We start from the raw sequence: 18,392 nt of genomic DNA, 5'->3' as shown, positions 1-18,392 counted from the left end.
AAGGTAACTGATTTTGATTATGAAAATTCATTATTAATAGTTGTTGATACACCTGATAATAAAAGAGTAGATATAGATAATTTCTTATCATTTAAAAATGTAGTTAAGATTGATCATCATCCTAAGGTTGATACATTTGGTAGAGTTGAGTTAATTAAGGATAGTGCTAGTTCTGCATCAGAATTAGTATTACTCCTTATTAACAATACTAAGCTTAAGATGAATGAAAATATTGCTAGTAACTTATATACTGGTATAGTAAGTGATACTAATAGATTTTTAGTTAATGTTAATTCAAATACATTTTTATTAGTAAGTGAACTTATTAAAAAATATAAATTAGACATAGATAAAATATATAGACAAGTATATAAAAGACCATTATCAGAAATAAGATTGCTTGGTTATATAGCATCAACTATAAAAGTAGATAAGTATGGATTTGCTCATTTAGAAATAGATGAGGATGTTATTACTTCTCTTGGAGCAGATATATCTTCTGTATCTAATATGATTAATGACTTTAACAATATTAAAGAAGTTCTTGTATGGGTATTTGTAACTCATGATATAAAGAATAATCTGTATAAAGTTAATATTAGAAGTAGAGGACCGGTAATAAATTTAATTGCTGCTAAATATAATGGCGGTGGACATGCTTATGCTAGTGGTGTTAGAACTGATAAAAAAGAAAATATTGATGCTTTATTAAAAGATTTATCTTTATGTTGTAAAGAATATAAAGAAAGTGAGGAAAAATAATGGAAGTAGTTAATGTTGAAGAGCCTATTTGTGCTGTTAGAATATCACAATATCCTGATGATAAAAAGAATGAATTTCTAATATTAGGTAGAAGCAATGTAGGAAAAAGTAGTTTTATTAATACGATTATAAATAGAAAAAATATGGCTAAAACTAGTTCTAAGCCTGGTAAAACTCAGACTATTAATTTCTATCACATTAATTCACAATTTTATATAGTTGATGTACCTGGATATGGATATGCTCAAACATCCAAAAAACAAATAGAGAAATTTGGTATTATGATAGAAGAATATCTTAAAAATAGACAAAACTTAAAGCATGTATTTTTGCTTGTTGATTTTAGACATAAACCAACTGAAGATGATGTTTTAATGTATAAATTCTTGAAATACTATAATTTACCTGTAACAATAGTTACAACTAAATTTGATAAAGTCAATCGTTCTCTTAGAGATAAACAAAATGATTTGATTAAGAAAACTCTTATGCCAGCATTAGGTGATGAGATAATTAATTTTTCTAGTGTGACTAAGCTTGGTAAAGAAAGAGTTTATGATATCATAGAAAATTATTTTGAAAATTAGTTGAAAATCTATAGTTTATTTATTATAATATTATTAGAATAGAAGGTGTAAGAGTATGAATAAAAAAGGATTTACATTAACTGAATTACTAGTTGTAATAGCAATAATAGGTATTATTGCGGTTATAGCTGTGCCTAGTATATTAACAATAAATAAGAATATTAACAATAGATTATATAGTGAAACAGTATCAAATATAGAAAATGCTGCAGTATTATATGCAAGTAATAATCCTGATATATTTAATGGTGTTACTGAAGTAAAAATTTATGTATATGAACTTATTAACGGAAATTACTTAAGTGGAGATGCTACTTGTAATGGAGATGTAGAATTAAGTGACACTAAGACTACTGTTAAGTTTAATGGCAAATGTTTAACTAATCCAAAAGATAATACTTCTATGAATGGACAATATGTAATAGTAAAAAAACAAACTGCTGGATTTAGTGCTAAATTTAATGGTAAAGCATCAAATGAAGCATTAGTAGTTAAAGAGTTAGTAACTACTGTGTGTGATAAGTTTAAAAGTGGTGAATTTAAAGGTAAAACTTCAAATGGTAAAATATGTAAGTGTGGAGATAATAATAAATATATAGTTGACTCTAATGGTGCAAAAATATTAAGTGGAGCTTGTATAATATCTGGTAACGAAAAAAATAATTATTTAAAATATGATGGAGTAATGTTTAGAGTGCTTGGTGTATATGACATAGATGGACAAGGAACATTATCTGTTAAAATAATAACTGATCAAACAGTTGAAATAGATTAATCAACTGTTTTTTTTTATATCAAAATATTGTATAATTTATCTAGGAGATTATTTATGAAAGATGTAATATTTAAATACAAGTTCGGTGATGATATTTCTTTTGAACTTAAAGAAAAAGACTTTGTTACTATAGTTGGAAATAATAATGATTTAATAGTTCATACTCTTTTACATGGTAATAAAAAAGCAGAAATAATAATAAACAATAGTAAATTTGAATATAAAACTCTACTTAAAATGAGAAGAAATATGAGTATAGTTGTTTATAAACATTTAGATATATTTGTAGGCGAAAAAGTAGTTGATGAGATTGTATATGGACTTGAAAGTTTAGCTATGAAAAAGAATGAAATAAGGGAACTTATAAGTTCATATGCTAGAATGTTTAAATTAGATGAATTATTAGAAAGGGATCCTAATAGTTTAGGCTCAAGTGATAAAGTTAAAATGAAAATATTGTCATCTATGATAATTAAACCTAAAATATTAGTGATTGATAATGTAATAAGTGAACTAGATTATGAAGATAAACTTCTTATTTTTAATATTTTAAAAGATTATTCAAATAGTGGAGGCATTGTTATTAATTTTACAAATGATATAGAAGAGTCTATGTATGGTGATAAAATATATGTGATTCATGATAAAAAATTAGTATGTGAAGGAAAAACACTTAGTGTATTAAACGAAGAAAAATTACTTAAAAGGCTTGGTATATCACTTCCATTTATAATAGATTTAAATAAATATTTTATGGATTATGGTTTAATTAAAAAATATTATTTAACTAATGAAAAGTTGGTGAATGCATTATGGAAATAGAATTTAATAATGTTAGTTTTATAATTAATAAAGGAACTCCTCTTGAAAAGACTATTCTTAATAATGTAACATTTAAACTTGAAAAAGGTAAAATACATACCATATTAGGTGCTTCTAATAGTGGAAAAACAGCAATAGCTGACTTAATAAATGCACTTAATGTTCCGACTAGTGGTAGCGTTAGAGTTGGAAAATTTATTAATGATGGAAGAAGAATAAAAGATATTAATGAACTTAGATTTCAAACAGGCTATGTATTTAAAAATCCATTTGATATGTTCTTTAATAAAACTGTTAAAAAAGAAATAGAATTTGGAATGAAATATTTTAAATATAAATTAGATAAACTAGAAGTAAGAGCAATTGATTCATTAAAATTAGTTGGTCTTGATGAATCATATCTTAATATGAATCCACTTGATTTAACTGTTGTTGATGCTAAAAAAGTTGCTCTTGCATGTGCTATAATATATAACCCTAAAGTATTAATATTAGATGAATTTACAACCGGTCTTTCATATACAGATAAAAAAGAATTAACATCTCTTTTAAAGATGTTAAAAAACAAATATAATAAGACAATAATATTACTTACTAAAGATACTAATTATGCTTATCCTATTAGTGATACTGTTCATATATTAAGATTAACTAGGCTAGTTAAAAGTGGTGGAAAAGAATTGTTTAGGGATACTAGGTTATTAAAATCAAATAATCTTGAAGTACCTAAAATAGTTTCATTCATAGAAAAATGTAATAAAAAAGGACATGATATTTCACAGTATACTAATATTCATGATTTAATAAAAGGGGTGTATAGAGATGTATTCTAGAAATTCATTTGGTTCTTATTATCCAATCAATTCAACTATTCATAGACTAAATCCAGTAATGAAACTAATTAATTTTGTTATAGCAATATTAATATTACTACTCAGTAATAACTTACAAATAAATATATTTGTTTTAACATTAACATTTGTTATGATGCTTTTAAGTTATGTACCATTTAAATATTATTTCAATACATTTTGGTCACTTAGATATATTTATTTGTTCTTAATATTCTTTTTGTATTTTCTAGGTGTTAATTTAAATGATACAGTTTGCTATCTAATTAAACTTGTTGTTGTAATAGAATATTTAAATATACTTGCATTTACGACTAGCCCTAGTGAAAGTGTATATGGTATAGAGAGATTTTTATCTATGTTTAATTTTCTAATGCTCCCTGTAAATAAAATAGCTATTAAAATAAATTCTATATTAAGATATTTTCCACTTTTATTGGTAGTAAATTATAAATCTATTAAAGCACAATCATCAAGAGGAATAGATTATTATAATTCTAATATTTTTGGAAGAATTCATGTGTTTTTAAGTTTACTTTCTAATTCACTTAGATTAACTAAAGCAAAACTAAAAGAAACTAATTATGCTTGTGAATTAAAACTTTATAATGATAAAAGATATAGAACTAATTATGAAATAAATAGAGTTGGTTTTAATGATTTATTTTTCTTTATGTTTCACTTGGCACTCATGTATGCATGTATAGTAGAGAAAGGACTTTTATGAAATATTTAGTTAATTTATCATATAATGGTTCTAAATATTATGGTTATCAAATACAAAAAAATAAAATAACTGTAGAAGGACAAATAGAAAAAGTTTTATCAAAGATATTTGATAGTAATATTAATACTCATGGAACATCAAGAACAGATAAAGCCGTTCATGCCAATAATCAATATTGTGTATTTGAAGTAGATAAAGATATTAATCCTAAAAATTTAGCTCATAGTATGAATTCTATGTTAGATGATTATATTTATATTAAAAAAATAACTAAAGTTAATGATGATTTTAATATAAGGAATGTAGCTAAAAAGGAATATATTTATAAAATAAATATGGGAGAATATAATCCAATAGAGGTAGAATATACTCTTCAATATTGTAAAAATATTGATAGAAAATTATTAGATGAATTTATAAATAAAATAAGTGGAACTCATAACTTTAAAAGTTTTACCTCAGATAAAGATAAAACTAATTATGAAAGAACTATTTTAGTAGATTATAAAATATCTAATAAAATACTATATTTAAGATTTGAATCAACCGGATTTTTAAGATACATGATTAGAAATATAGTAGGATTACTTATAGATATAAATGAAGGTAAGAAAAGTATTACTGACATTGATAAGATTTTTATGTATAAAAATAGGACTTCACTTGGAGTATGTGCTTCAGGATGTGGCCTTTATTTGAATAAGATTGAATTTAAATAATTCAGTCTTTTATTTTGAAAAAAAATATGTTAGAATAATTATATAGAATAGAAAGGTTGTTTTTGTATGTTAGGAAAGATATTAACTATAACTAAAAATAGTGCGATTGTAGAGGTAAATAAGGAAGCTATTGGTATTAAAGACTTAATTAATTTGCATGTGGTATTTGAAGATGATAATAAGAAAATTTTGGGAGAAATTGATTCTATTGAACAAGATAGTTTAAAGATTAGTTTTTTAGGCGAGCTTACTGATAATGATTTTATTGGTGGTTTAATTAAGAAACCGAGTATGGATGCTAAAATTAGAATTATTAATCAAGATGAACTAAAAATACTAACAGGTAATGAAGATAAGAGCATTAGATTGGGCGTATCACCTTTATATAATGATTATCCACTTAATGTTAATTTGGATGAATTCTTTTCAAACCATAGTGCCATATTTGGTAACACTGGTAGTGGTAAAACTTATGGTATATGTAGAATAATTCAAAATATATTTCCTGCCTCACAAATAATACCTTATAAAGCAAACTTTTTTATATTTGATTCTTATGGTGAATATATAAATGCCTTTAAAGATTTAGATAAAAATAACCCATATTATTCATTCAAAGTTATTACTACTAATATGAGTAAGAATTATGAAAAGCTCAATATACCGGTATGTTTACTTGATCTTGAAGATGTGTTAAATTTGCTTGATGCGACTAGTTTTTCTCAAATTGCGATGGTTGAAACAGCACTTGTGTATGTTAAAATGTTTGCTAGAAATGATAAAGAAGCAATGGAGTTTAAAAATCATATTTTAGCAAAAGCAATTACATCTATTATGTATACGAATCAAACTGCATCTAAAATAAGAGATCAAATCTTTGAAATATTAAGTGAAACTAATACACCTGATTTATCTTTAGATACAGATGTTCCTGGTATTGGATTTACACGTAGATTTAGAAATTGTTTCGATATAGATAGTGAGGGTAGATTTGCTGAAAGAAAGATTATAGCGGATTATATAAATAGTTTTATAGATGATACTAGAAAATGGAATTTTAGTGCAGAGGGAGTAAGCTATTCACTTCATGATTTAGAAGTTGCACTTAACTTTACATTATATAGTGAAAGATATTTGCTTAATGAGTCTATGTATGATAGTGCGATGAGCTTAAAGGTTAAATTACATGATTTAGCCAGTAGAGAAATGGGTAAATTCTTTACATCAGATGGATATATCAAACTTGAAGATTATATTAAAAAAATTCAAATTAATGGTAATAAGAGAAGCCAAATAGTTAACTTTAATTTAGAAGATGTAGATGATAGATTTGCTAGAACTATAGTTAAAATATTCGGAAGAATGTTTATGAAGTTTACTAAAGGACTTCAAAATAGAGCAAGTTATCCAATTCATATGATACTTGAAGAGGCACACAGATATGTACTTGAAGGTGATGATAAGAAATTATTTGGATATAACATATTTGAAAGAATTGCTAAAGAAGGTAGAAAATATGGTCTTATATTAGATTTAATAACTCAAAGACCAACCGACTTAAATGAAAATGTAATAAGTCAATGTACTAACTTTTTAATATTTAAAATAAATCATCCAGCTGATTTAGAATATATTGCTAAGAGTGTTCCTAATATGAGTGAGGATATAGTTGAAAAACAAAAAACATTACAATCAGGAACTTGTGTAGCATTTGGAAGAATATTTAAAATACCTATGATTGTTAAGATGGAAAAAGCTTGTCCACCACCAACAAGTTCAAACTGTGATATATATAATAATTGGATGGTAAGATTAAAACAATAAAAAAAGAATAAAGTAAAGGAGGGTAATTATGTATGATTTTGGTTCATTATTTAGAGTAGACATTGATAAAGCAAAATCTATTTCTATAAATACCTTTAGAGGTAAAAAATATAGAATTAGTATTTTATCTGATGTTCTTATAAGATTTGAATATAGCGAAACAGGATCGTTTAATGATTATCCTACTTTTTTTGCATCTAATAGATCATTTGGAAGACCTAAGTATACGGTTGAAGAAGATAATCAAATACTAATTATTAAAAATGATAAGTTCACATTACAATATTTCAAAGAAAAACCATTTATAGGTAGTAGACTTTCACCTGATCAAAATCTTAAAGTTACTATAACTGGTAGTGAAAAAACTTGGTATTTTAATCATCCTGAGGTAAGAAATTTTATGGGTAGTGCTTATAGTTTAGATGAAACACGTGGTACGGCTAATTATGAAAAAGGATTATTCTCCTTAGATGGTTTTACTACTTTTGATGATTCTAAAACACCTGTACTTACTAAATATGGTAATGTAGTAGCTCCTAATTATGAAAATATAGATACATACTTATTTATATATAATAATGATTTTGGACTAGGTTTAAGAGACTATTTTAACTTAACAGGTATGCCTTTACTTTTACCAAGATATGCTTTTGGTGTTTGGTGGAATAAAGATGAATGCTATAATGAAACAGGAATACAAAATTTAGTAAATAATTTTAGAAAGAATGAAATACCAATATCAGTGTTATTACTTGGAAATTATGCAAGAACTAAAAATAAAAATTCTGATATAAGTTTCTCATTTGATAAAAGTATATTTCCAAATTCATTAAGCCTTAATGAATATTTAAAAAAGAATAATATTAAATTAGGAGTAACTATTAAAACAGAGGGCGTATTAAGTAATGAAGAACTAAACTTTAGTGAGTTTAGTAAATTATATGGCAAAACTGAATCAGTAATACTAAATCCATATGATCCTAAACTTATGGATAGTTTCTTAAAGGGAATAATTAATCCATTTATAAAAAGTGGAGTTGATTTCTTTTTAAACGATGATAATAATATTAAAAATAGAACAAGAAACTATACAATGAATTATTATTTGTATAATACATTTTCTAATTTTCCAGCTAAAAGAAACTTTATTATGTCAAGAAATAATGGTATAGCCCCACACAGATATAGCGCTTTATATTCAGGACATACTGTTGTTAGTTGGAAAACATTAAAATTATTGCCTTTCTATAATGCTACTGCTGCGAATATTGGACTATCCTATTGGAGTCATGATATAGGTGGGTATAAAGATGGTATTGAAGACTCTGAGTTATATATGAGATTCGTTCAATTTGGAGTATATAGTCCAATACTTAGATTATCATCAAGAAGTGGAAAATATTATAAAAGAGAACCATGGAAATGGGATGCTAAAACAAATAAAATAGTTAAAGATTATTTAAGACTTAGACATAGATTAATACCGTACTTATATAGTGAGGCTAATAAATATTCTAAATTTGGATCTCCAATAGTACAACCACTATATTATAAATATCCAGAAACTTATGATGAACCACTATATAAAAATGAATATTATTTTGGAAGTGAACTTTTTGTAGCACCGATAGTTGATCCTAAAGATAGTGTTATGAATAGAGCTGTACATAAGATATTCTTACCTAATGGAATATGGTATGACTTTAGAACAGGTAAAAAGTTTGTAGGTGGTAAGAGATATGTAACATTCTATAAAGATGAAGATTATCCAGTTTTCGCTAAAACTGGAGCAATAGTGCCACTTGCTAAAATAGATAATAATATAAATGATACATCTTCTCCAAAAAAGTTAGAAATACAAATATTCCCAGGCAGAAGTAACACATATAAACTTTATGAAGATGATGGTGTTTCAAATATGTATAAGCAAGGATATAGTATAACTACTGAAATAAACTATTATTATAAAGAAAATGATTTTTCTGTATCTATTTCTCCACTTGAGGGAAAACAAGGAATTATACCTGAAAAAAGAAGTTATATAATAAGATTTAGAAATACTAAATTTACAGAAGGTGTACAGGTATTTGCAAATGAAGTAAATGTACCTTATAGAAGATATACTGATGATACAGATTTTGTTATTGAATTTGATAATATAGATACATCTAGTAAAATATTTGTATATTGTAAAGGTAAAGATATTGAAATAGATGCATCAAGAGTTATTAATGAGGATATAGAAAGTATCATTAATGATTTACAGATAGAAACATCACTGAAAGAAGAATTAGATAAAATAATGTTTAGTGATATAGACATAAAGAGTAAAAGAATTGCTATTAGAAGACTAAAAGGATTACCAACTATATTTGTTAAAATGTTCTTAAAACTACTTGAATATGTAGCAGAACTATAGTATAATTGAAACATGTTTCAGTTATGAAAAGAGTAGTAAATATGAATATTGTTATAGAAAGTTAGTGGTTGATGTAAACTAATACAATAAAATATTGAACTTGCTTTTTTAGAAATAACGTAATATTGGCGTTAACAATTAAAGAGCATGATAAGTCATGAATTAAGGTGGTACCGCGGAAAAATCCGTCCTTAGTTTATGACTTTTTTATTTTAAGGAGGAGCAAAATGGATAAAATGTTTAACTTTTTATTAGATTTTATAATTGTTTTTACAGTTGTTTATTTACTTTATGTATTATTTTTTAATAAGAAAAGAAGAAACTATAAAACCCTGAAAAAGAATGATGAGGTTAAGTTATTTATAGATAGATATAATTTAGATATGAAAAAAATAGAATATAAAAAAGTATTACAAGTAGTAACTATTATTAATACATTTATATTGTCTTTTACTACTGTATTAATAGTAAGAATAAAAGGCTTTATGATATCTTTATTAATAGGATTTGTTGTTATTATGATACTTATATATTCTTTATATGAAATCGCAGGAAGATATTTTAAAAAGAAAGAGGAAGATAAAAATGTATAATTTTAAGGAAATAGAAAAAAAATGGCAAGATAGATGGATAAAAGAAAAATGCTTTGAAGCAGATAATAAAAGTACAAAGGAAAAATATTATTTATTAGTAGAGTTTCCTTATCCAAGTGGTAGTGGTTTACATGTAGGTCATGTAAGAAGTTATACTGCACTTGATTCAATAGCAAGACTAAAAAGAATGCAAGGATATAATGTACTTTATCCAATGGGATGGGATGCTTTTGGCTTGCCAACTGAAAATTATGCAATAAAAAACAAAATTCATCCTGCAACTGTTACAAAAAATAATATTGCACATTTTAAAAAGCAATTAAAATCTATTGGTTTTTCTTTTGATTGGTCAAGAGAAATTAATACAACTGACCCTGAATACTATAAGTGGACACAATGGATCTTTTTACAACTTTTTAAACATGGACTTGCTTACAAAAAAGAGATGCCAATAAACTGGTGTCCTTCTTGTAAAGTTGGACTTTCAAATGAAGAAGTTGTCGGTGGAAAATGTGAAAGATGTGGAGAAGTGGTTGTAAGGCGTGTAAAAAGTCAATGGATGCTAAAAATTACAGAGTACGCAGACAGACTTATTAATGACCTCGATGACCTTGACTTCATAGAAAGAGTTGTAACACAACAAAAAAACTGGATTGGAAGAAGTGAAGGGGCAAGTATAAACTTTTCGCTCAGGGACTTTGACGAAAAGCTTGAAGTTTTCACTACTAGACCAGATACAATTTACGGAGCAACATACATGGTAATTGCACCGGAACATCCATTAATTAAAAACCATGCAGATAAAATTGAAAATTTAGATGAAATAAATGCTTATAAAGATGAAGTTGCGAAGAAAAGTGACTTTGAAAGAACTGAACTTGAAAAAGATAAAACTGGTGTTGAAATTAAGGGAATTAAAGCAATTAATCCTCTTACAACTAAAGAAATACCAATTTGGATTTCAGATTATGTTCTTATGACTTACGGAACTGGAGCAATTATGGCTGTTCCTGCTCATGATGACCGTGACTATGATTTTGCAAAAAAATTTGGTCTTGAAATAATTCCTGTAATCGAAGGTTCTGACGTAAGTGAACATGCAAATACTGAAACATCTACTGGAAAAATGATAAATTCAGGCATTTTAAATGGTCTTGAAGTTAAAGATGCTATTGCTAAAATGATAGACTATCTTGAAGAAAACAATCTTGGAGATAGAAAGGTCAACTATAAACTTAGAGACTGGTTATTCTCAAGACAAAGATATTGGGGAGAGCCAATACCAATAGTTCATTGTGATAAATGTGGTTATGTTGCTCTTCCTGAAGAAGAACTTCCACTTTTACTTCCAAAAGTTGAAAATTATGAGCCAACTGATTCTGGTGAATCACCACTTGCAATGATGACTGATTGGGTCAATACTACTTGTCCAAAATGTGGAGGACCTGCAAAAAGAGAAACAGATACTATGCCACAATGGGCAGGGTCATCTTGGTATTTCTTGAGATACACTGATCCACATAATGACAAAGAACTTGCAAGTAAAGAAGCACTTGAATATTGGACTCCAGTAGATTGGTATAATGGTGGTATGGAACATACTACACTACACTTACTTTATTCAAGATTTTGGCATAAATTTTTGTATGATATTGGAGTAGTTCCAACTAAAGAACCATATAAAAAGAGAACTTCTCATGGCATGATTTTAGGCAACAACAACGAAAAAATGTCAAAATCAAGAGGAAATGTTGTAAATCCAGACGATATTGTAAGGGATTATGGCGCTGATACACTTAGATGTTATGAAATGTTTATTGGTGATTTTGAAAAGCCTGTTCCATGGTCAGAAAATGGAGTTAAGGGTTGTAGAAGATTTTTGGAAAGAGTTTGGAACTTACAAAGTATTGTAGTAGATGGAGAAGATTATAGCGAAGCTTTAGTTTCAGAAATTCATAAGACTATTAAAAAAGTCACTGAAGATTATGCAAATCTAAAGGCAAACACTGCAATAGCACAACTTATGACACTTTCAAATAAGTTTAATTCTGTTGGAAAAATCACAAAAGAAGATTTCAGAGCTTATTTAATTTTACTAAATCCAGTAGCTCCACATATTACTGAAGAATTGTGGCAAATATGTGATTTAGGCGGAATTTTATCAGAACAAGATTGGCCTAAATTTGATGAAAAGATAACCATAGATGATGAGATAGAAATTCCAGTTCAATTTAATGGTAAAGTTAGGTATACTATTAAAATTGAAAGAGATGAATCTGAAAACAAGGTATTTGAAGTAGCTGAAAAGAACGAACTTTTTGCTAAAAATACTGAATCAAAGAAAGTTATAAAGAAAATTTATATTCCAAATAAGATAGTAAATATTGTTGTAAAATAAAACTGAAAAGCACTTTATAGTGCTTTTCAGTCTTTATAAGGAGTTTTTTATGAATAGTATGACTGGCTACGGCCTTTTTGAGAAGAAAAGTGATGATTTTTATATCAAAGTTGAGATGAAATCTGTTAATAATAGATTCCTTGATATAAATGTAAGGATGCCAAGTTCTATTTTGTATGCAGAAGAATCTGTGAAATCTTTTATTAAGGACAAAATTAAAAGAGGTAAAGTTGATGTATTTATAAATTTTGAATACCTAAACTCCAAAGATGTTAAAATTGATGTTGACTATGAGCTTTTAAATAAGTATATTAGTATAAGTAAAGATTTACAGGAAAAATTTGGAGTTATAGAAGATCTTTCTTTTTCAAAATTAATTGAAGATCCAAATATTTTTAAGCCTCAAAAAGCTGAGTTTGACGGCGACTATATTAAAGAAGAGCTATTAGAGGTCGTTAGATTTGCCGCAAGGGATTTTGTCGAAGCTAGAAATATAGAAGGAGAAAAAATTAAAAATGATTTTCTAGTTAAACTTGAAGAAATTAAAAAATTAACTGATTTTATAGAAAAAAGATCTCCAATTACTCTTAAAGAAAATGAAAAAAGACTTAGAGAGAAAGTCAGCGAATATCTTGACTCAAGTGAAATAGATGAGGATAGAATTTTGACTGAGATTGCAATAATGCTCGACAAGCTTTCCATTGATGAAGAAATTACTAGATTGAAAATACATATAGACAATTTTAATGATATAATAAATTCAAAGGGAGCCATTGGAAGAAAATTAGATTTTCTTATTCAAGAGATGAATAGGGAGTCTAATACAATTGGTTCAAAATCAAATGATATCGAAATTATAAGTAAAGTTGTTCTACTTAAATCTGAAATCGAAAAATTGCGTGAACAGGCACAAAATGTTGAATAGTTAATAATTAGGATGGTGATGATTTGGACGGCGGATTTTTATTAGTTTTATCAGGTCCTTCTGGTTCTGGAAAGGGAACTGTAAGTGATGCCCTTATGAAAAACAATGACGATATAATTTTTTCAACTTCTGTAACTACTAGAACACCTAGACCAGGCGAAGTTAATGGTGAAAATTATTTTTTTGCTACAAGAGAAGAATTTGAAAAAATGGTCGATAATGATGAACTTTTGGAACATGCCTTTGTTCATACGAACTATTATGGTACACCAAAAAAGTTTGTTTTTGATGAAATTGAAAAGGGCGAAATCGTACTTCTAGAAATTGATGTACAGGGAGCTTTACAAATTAAAGAAAAATACAAAGAAGCAGTCTTCATTTTTTTAATTCCTCCTACTATGGATGAACTTAAATCTCGTCTTGTTAAGAGGGATACGGAAACTGAAGATGAAATTGAAACAAGATATAGAAATGCCTTTAAGGAACTTGACTTTGTTGGTGAATATGATTATTTTGTTATAAATGATGTAATAGATAATGCCGTTAAGGATATAGAAACTATTATTGCTGCAGAAAAATTAAGAGTAAAAAGACATAAAAACATCAAAAAGGAAGTCCAAGCAGAAGAGGAGAGAAATAAATGATAATACCATCTTTTAAAGATTTAAGAGAAGTTGCAAATTCTAGATATGAGCTTGCAATTTTAGTTTCAAAGAGAGCTAGGAAGATAGTTGACGGAAATCCAAAACTTGTTGACACGAAGAGTGAAAAGCCAGTTACAATTGCTTTAGAAGAAATTATGGCTGGGAAAATTAAATTTGGAGAAAAGTTATCTGATTCTCAATATGAAAAGAAAATCACAGAAGAAAAAGAAGAATTAATTGAAAAAATTAAACAAGAAAGTATTGAAAAATTAAATTCAGAAGAATTGGAAGAGGAATAAAATGTTAAAGGGCAAAAAGATTCTACTTGGCGTAACAGGTGGAATTGCATCTTATAAATCACCTGGAATTTGCAGTTTACTTAGAAAATTAGGAGCAGAAGTAAAGGTTGTAATGACTAAAAATGCAACTGAATTTGTTACTCCTCTTACTTTTCAGACTATGTCAAACAATACAGTCCACAGTGAAATGTTTAATCAATTATTTAATATGGATGTGGAGCATATTTCTCTTGCAAAATGGGCAGATATTATTGTTATTGCACCAGCAACTGCAAATGTAATTGGAAAATTTGCAAATGGAATAGCAGACGATATGCTCACTACAGTTTTAATGGCATCTAGGTCAAAGATAATAATTGCACCTGGAATGAACACAGCAATGTTAGAATCTGAGGCTAATCAAAAAAATATGGAAACTCTTAGAGAAAGAGGAGTAATTATTTTAGATACTAAAGAAGATCTTTTAGCTTGCAATGATTATGGAAGTGGAAAAATGCTGGAGCCAAGTGAAATTGTGGACGAAATAGACAGAGCGTTAACAGAAAAAGATTTGGATGGAAAGCATATTGTTATTACTGCTGGGCCTACTGTTGAGCCACTTGATCCAGTGAGATTTATTTCAAATTATTCTTCAGGGAAAATGGGTTATGCTTTAGCAGATAATGCAAAGAAAAGAGGAGCAAAGGTAACTCTAATCTCTGGACCAACTAAAATAGACATTCCAAAAGTCGACAATTTTGTAAGAGTTAAAACTACTCGCGATATGTATGAAACTGTTGGAAAATATTTTGACGATTGCGATGTACTCATTAAGGCTGCCGCACCAAGTGATTATAGACCAAAATTTTATAGTGAAGAAAAAATTAAAAAGGGCAATGACAGTAAAATGAATTTAATTGAAATGGAAAAAAACCCAGATATTGCTGCTCATTATGGAAGCCTTAAGAAGAATCAAATTATAGTAGGATTTGCAGCCGAGTCAACAAATATTTACGAATATGCAAAGGAAAAACTTGTAAAAAAGAATTTCGACATGATTGTTGTAAATAACATTAAGAAAAAGGGTGCAGGTTTTGGAAGTGACACTAATATAGTTTCTATTATCAGTAATAATAAAACTGATGATTTAGAAATTATGAGTAAATCCGATCTCGCAAAAGAAATTTTAGATAGAGTATTAAAACTTTTGAGCTAGAGAAATCTAGCTCTTTTGTAGGTGAAAATGTGTTTGCAGATATTTTTATAGAAAATAATTTTCAAAAAATAGATAAACTTTATACATATATCGTAAAAGATGATGTTAAACCAGGTATGCGTGTTCTTGTGAATTTTGGCAATAGTTACCGAGTTGGTATCGTCCTTTTTTTGCATACAAATTTTTATGAAAAACACTTAGATAAGTTAAAAGAAATTCATTCAGTTCTTGATGATGAGCCAATTATTTCAAGGGATTTAATTGAACTTGGACTTTGGATGAAGGATAGGTATTTAATTGGATATTCAAAAGCATTTTCTCCAATTTTACCTCCTGGAAACTTACAAAAAATAAAAAAGAAAATTATTGTAGAAAAATACCCTCAGGGAAGGGATCTTGAAAAATTAAATTCAATTGACACAAATAAATATTTTGAAGATCTAAGCGAGGATGAGAAGAACTTTATAAAAAAATTAAGAGCAAGGGGTTTTGTTAAATATATTTACGACTCTTTAGTTATGGTGAAGCCAAAGCTTGTAAATTATCTTAAAATATCTGAAAATTTTGACGCAAAAAATTTGGAGGGTATGAGCGAAAAGCAAACTCAAGTTTTTAATTTCATAAAAGATAGAAAAGATATATCAAGAGTTGATGTAATGACGAGCCTTGGAATTTCTTATTCTCCAATAAAATCTCTAATAAAAAAAGACTTAATCTGTGAATATAAAAAGGAAATAAATAGAGAGCCAGTTGAAAAAAAATTTATAACACAAAAGATTGTCCTAAATGAAGAGCAACAAAAAGCCATTAGAAGTATAATAGAAACTGACAAAGTTGTTTCATTGCTTCATGGGCTTACAGGAAGTGGGAAGACTGAAGTTTATCTAAATCTTGCATCGAAGGTAATAGAAAAGGGTGGGGAAGTAATAGTTCTAGTGCCAGAAATTGGGCTTACTCCACAAATGATAGATAGATTTAAGGGAAGATTTGGAGATAAAGTTGCAGTTATTCACTCAAAGCTTTCTTCAGGGGAAAGATACGATGAGTATAGAAAAGTTTTAAATGGTGAAGTAAAAATTGTTGTTGGTGTAAGAAGTGCAGTCTTCGTTCCCTTTAAAAATTTAAAAATGATTATAATAGATGAATCTCACGACTCTTCTTATGAATTTCACGATAATTTAAAGTACGATACCATTGAAGTTGCAATAAAGAGAATGAAGCATAGCGGAAAAGTTGTTCTTGGTTCCGCAACTCCTTCTATTGAAACATATTTTTATGCAAAGAAGAATTTTTACAATTTATGTGAGTTAAAGAATAGAGCAAAAAAAGGTGCTTTTCTCCCAGAAACAAAAATTGTGGACATGAGAGACGAGTTAATTATGGGAAATATTTCTATTTTTAGTAGAGAACTCAAAAGGGCAATGGAAGAAAAATTAAAAAAGAAGGAACAAATAATTTTATTTCTAAACCGTCGCGGTTTTTCTAATTTTATTTCATGTAGATCCTGTGGAGAAGTTATAAAATGTGATGATTGTGATATTTCTATGACTTATCACAAGGTAAAGAATAGGCTTATTTGTCATTACTGTGGAAGTACAAAACCACTTCCAAGGGTATGTCCAAGTTGCGGTTCAAAATTTATCAAACAATTTGGAGTGGGAACACAAAAGGTTGAAGAAGAAGTAAAAAAGTTGTTTCCTGAGGCACGTGTGCTTAGAATGGATAGAGATACCACTACAAAAAAAGATTCTTTCAATAAATTTTATGAAATTGTAAAAAATAGGGAAGCAGATGTTATTATTGGAACGCAAATGGTTTCAAAGGGTTTTGACTTTGAAAATGTAACTTTAGTTGGAATTGTTGCAGCTGATATGTCTCTTTACATTTCTGATTACAAGGCAAAAGAGAGAACTTTTCAACTTATTACTCAGGTTTCAGGTAGAGCTGGGCGTGCATCAAAAAAAGGCGAGGTAATTATTCAAACATATAGTCCCGACAGCGAAATTATAAAATATTCTGCCACTGGCGATTATGTTGATTTTTACAATTATGAAATTGAAGAGAGAAAATTATTTTTATATCCCCCTTATACAAAATTAATTGAATTCGAATTTTCCTCATACGATGAAAATTTAACTCAAATATGGGCAGAAAGGTTTTTACACCAAATGTCTATTGATTTGAAAAAATTAGAATTAATGGTAACAAAATTTATTAAGATGCCAAAAATAAAAAGTATAAATAGAACTAAATTTTCTGTAAAGGTAAAGCCAAAGGATTTAGCTATGTTAATAGATGGACTTAAAAGGGTAATTAATAATAGTAAGATAGAAGAAGATAATAAAATATTTTTAAATATAGATTTTAGGTGATTATATGGCAATAAGAAAAATTAGAACGGATGGAGATCCAATACTTAGAAAAAAATCAAAGGTAGTTTCAAATTATAGTGATAGGTTAAAAGTTTTAATCGAGGATATGTACGAAACTATGGATATAGCTTATGGAGTAGGTCTTGCCGCACCACAAGTTGGGATTTTAAAAAGGATTATTGTAATTGACAATAGGGACGATGAAAATGGCAATAGATTTTACATGATTAATCCTGAAATTATTGAAAAAGAAGGGGAAGAAGTTTCCTTGGAAGGTTGTCTTTCAGTTCCTGGAAAACAAGGAAGTGTCAAGAGGGCAAAAGATGTAAAAGTTAGATACAATGATTTATATGGCGAAGAAAAAATTATGGAAGCTGAGGATTTTTTAGCTAGAATTCTTCAACATGAGATTGACCACCTAGATGGAATTTTATACACAGACAAGGCAATTGAAATGTTTGAAGCGGAGAGTGAATAAAA

The 18,392-nt window shown here is 27.7% G+C and carries 17 protein-coding genes and 1 other annotated feature; all 17 genes read left to right on the top strand.

From position 1 onward, the window contains the following. Positions 1 to 762: DHHA1 domain-containing protein (locus tag MR285_RS03115; RefSeq protein WP_293557930.1), on the top strand; the 762-nt coding region annotated here is incomplete at its 5' end. Beyond that, the gene (gene yihA / locus MR285_RS03110; protein WP_020434862.1) at positions 762 to 1,349 is read left to right on the top strand and encodes a ribosome biogenesis GTP-binding protein YihA/YsxC; all 588 of its coding nucleotides are present in this window, start codon (positions 762 to 764) and stop codon (positions 1,347 to 1,349) included. The genes MR285_RS03115 and yihA, both read left to right, overlap by 1 nt. Before the next feature lie 55 nt (positions 1,350 to 1,404). Continuing rightward, positions 1,405 to 2,124, top strand: coding sequence for a prepilin-type N-terminal cleavage/methylation domain-containing protein (locus tag MR285_RS03105; protein WP_293557921.1), 720 nt, complete (start codon positions 1,405 to 1,407; stop codon positions 2,122 to 2,124). A gap of 54 nt (positions 2,125 to 2,178) precedes the next feature. Continuing rightward, positions 2,179 to 2,946 (top strand): ATP-binding cassette domain-containing protein, encoded by a 768-nt coding sequence (locus MR285_RS03100; RefSeq protein WP_293557919.1) that lies wholly within the window; start codon positions 2,179 to 2,181, stop codon positions 2,944 to 2,946. Continuing rightward, positions 2,937 to 3,779, top strand: coding sequence for an ATP-binding cassette domain-containing protein (locus MR285_RS03095; protein ID WP_293557918.1), 843 nt, complete (start codon positions 2,937 to 2,939; stop codon positions 3,777 to 3,779). The genes MR285_RS03100 and MR285_RS03095 overlap by 10 nt, the downstream gene beginning before the upstream one ends. Further along, entirely contained in the window at positions 3,769 to 4,524 is a 756-nt protein-coding gene (locus MR285_RS03090) for an energy-coupling factor transporter transmembrane protein EcfT (protein WP_293557916.1), read from the top strand. Before MR285_RS03095 ends, MR285_RS03090 begins: the two co-directional genes overlap by 11 nt. Continuing rightward, a complete protein-coding gene (truA, locus tag MR285_RS03085; protein WP_293557914.1) occupies positions 4,521 to 5,243 on the top strand; it encodes a tRNA pseudouridine(38-40) synthase TruA in 723 nt (240 codons plus the stop codon). The genes MR285_RS03090 and truA overlap by 4 nt, the downstream gene beginning before the upstream one ends. A gap of 66 nt (positions 5,244 to 5,309) precedes the next feature. Next, positions 5,310 to 7,067, top strand: coding sequence for an ATP-binding protein (locus MR285_RS03080; RefSeq protein WP_293557912.1), 1,758 nt, complete (start codon positions 5,310 to 5,312; stop codon positions 7,065 to 7,067). A 28-nt stretch (positions 7,068 to 7,095) separates the two neighbouring features. Continuing rightward, positions 7,096 to 9,486: a TIM-barrel domain-containing protein gene (locus MR285_RS03075; RefSeq protein WP_293557910.1), complete on the top strand. Its 2,391-nt coding sequence runs from the start codon at positions 7,096 to 7,098 to the stop codon at positions 9,484 to 9,486. A gap of 19 nt (positions 9,487 to 9,505) precedes the next feature. Beyond that, positions 9,506 to 9,682 (top strand) — a binding site (T-box leader). Between the two features lie 31 nt (positions 9,683 to 9,713). Beyond that, on the top strand, positions 9,714 to 10,079 hold the full coding sequence (locus MR285_RS03070) for a hypothetical protein (RefSeq protein WP_293557908.1): 366 nt from the start codon (positions 9,714 to 9,716) through the stop codon (positions 10,077 to 10,079). Further along, positions 10,072 to 12,477 carry a leucine--tRNA ligase gene (gene leuS, locus MR285_RS03065; protein ID WP_293557906.1) on the top strand — a complete coding sequence of 802 codons (2,406 nt, stop codon included), beginning with the start codon at positions 10,072 to 10,074 and terminating at the stop codon, positions 12,475 to 12,477. Before MR285_RS03070 ends, leuS begins: the two co-directional genes overlap by 8 nt. A gap of 49 nt (positions 12,478 to 12,526) precedes the next feature. After that, complete coding sequence (locus MR285_RS03060; RefSeq protein WP_293557904.1) at positions 12,527 to 13,402, top strand: YicC/YloC family endoribonuclease; 876 nt, start codon at positions 12,527 to 12,529, stop codon at positions 13,400 to 13,402. A 23-nt stretch (positions 13,403 to 13,425) separates the two neighbouring features. Continuing rightward, on the top strand, positions 13,426 to 14,046 hold the full coding sequence (gene gmk, locus MR285_RS03055; RefSeq protein ID WP_293557902.1) for a guanylate kinase: 621 nt from the start codon (positions 13,426 to 13,428) through the stop codon (positions 14,044 to 14,046). Continuing rightward, the gene (gene rpoZ, locus MR285_RS03050) at positions 14,043 to 14,345 is read left to right on the top strand and encodes a DNA-directed RNA polymerase subunit omega (RefSeq protein WP_293557901.1); all 303 of its coding nucleotides are present in this window, start codon (positions 14,043 to 14,045) and stop codon (positions 14,343 to 14,345) included. Before gmk ends, rpoZ begins: the two co-directional genes overlap by 4 nt. 1 nt (position 14,346) lies before the next feature. After that, positions 14,347 to 15,540 (top strand): bifunctional phosphopantothenoylcysteine decarboxylase/phosphopantothenate--cysteine ligase CoaBC, encoded by a 1,194-nt coding sequence (gene coaBC / locus MR285_RS03045; protein ID WP_293557899.1) that lies wholly within the window; start codon positions 14,347 to 14,349, stop codon positions 15,538 to 15,540. Between the two features lie 29 nt (positions 15,541 to 15,569). Continuing rightward, entirely contained in the window at positions 15,570 to 17,912 is a 2,343-nt protein-coding gene (gene priA, locus MR285_RS03040) for a primosomal protein N' (RefSeq protein WP_293557897.1), read from the top strand. 4 nt (positions 17,913 to 17,916) lie between these two features. After that, positions 17,917 to 18,390 (top strand): peptide deformylase, encoded by a 474-nt coding sequence (def, locus tag MR285_RS03035; protein ID WP_293557895.1) that lies wholly within the window; start codon positions 17,917 to 17,919, stop codon positions 18,388 to 18,390. Positions 18,391 to 18,392 lie beyond the last annotated feature (2 nt).

It is taken from the genome of Peptoniphilus sp. (assembly GCF_022767005.1).
Taxonomy (GTDB): domain Bacteria; phylum Bacillota; class Clostridia; order Tissierellales; family Peptoniphilaceae; genus Peptoniphilus_A.
Note: the sequence above shows the minus strand (reverse complement) of the source record. Positions and strands in the feature narration are given on the sequence as shown.

Coding starts and splice junctions, on each gene's coding strand:
- yihA (WP_020434862.1), top strand. CDS start 762: ATGGAAGTAGTTAATGTTGAAGAGCCTATTTGTGCTGTTAGAATATCA.
- MR285_RS03105 (WP_293557921.1), top strand. CDS start 1,405: ATGAATAAAAAAGGATTTACATTAACTGAATTACTAGTTGTAATAGCA.
- MR285_RS03100 (WP_293557919.1), top strand. CDS start 2,179: ATGAAAGATGTAATATTTAAATACAAGTTCGGTGATGATATTTCTTTT.
- MR285_RS03095 (WP_293557918.1), top strand. CDS start 2,937: ATGGAAATAGAATTTAATAATGTTAGTTTTATAATTAATAAAGGAACT.
- MR285_RS03090 (WP_293557916.1), top strand. CDS start 3,769: ATGTATTCTAGAAATTCATTTGGTTCTTATTATCCAATCAATTCAACT.
- truA (WP_293557914.1), top strand. CDS start 4,521: ATGAAATATTTAGTTAATTTATCATATAATGGTTCTAAATATTATGGT.
- MR285_RS03080 (WP_293557912.1), top strand. CDS start 5,310: ATGTTAGGAAAGATATTAACTATAACTAAAAATAGTGCGATTGTAGAG.
- MR285_RS03075 (WP_293557910.1), top strand. CDS start 7,096: ATGTATGATTTTGGTTCATTATTTAGAGTAGACATTGATAAAGCAAAA.
- MR285_RS03070 (WP_293557908.1), top strand. CDS start 9,714: ATGGATAAAATGTTTAACTTTTTATTAGATTTTATAATTGTTTTTACA.
- leuS (WP_293557906.1), top strand. CDS start 10,072: ATGTATAATTTTAAGGAAATAGAAAAAAAATGGCAAGATAGATGGATA.
- MR285_RS03060 (WP_293557904.1), top strand. CDS start 12,527: ATGAATAGTATGACTGGCTACGGCCTTTTTGAGAAGAAAAGTGATGAT.
- rpoZ (WP_293557901.1), top strand. CDS start 14,043: ATGATAATACCATCTTTTAAAGATTTAAGAGAAGTTGCAAATTCTAGA.
- coaBC (WP_293557899.1), top strand. CDS start 14,347: ATGTTAAAGGGCAAAAAGATTCTACTTGGCGTAACAGGTGGAATTGCA.
- def (WP_293557895.1), top strand. CDS start 17,917: ATGGCAATAAGAAAAATTAGAACGGATGGAGATCCAATACTTAGAAAA.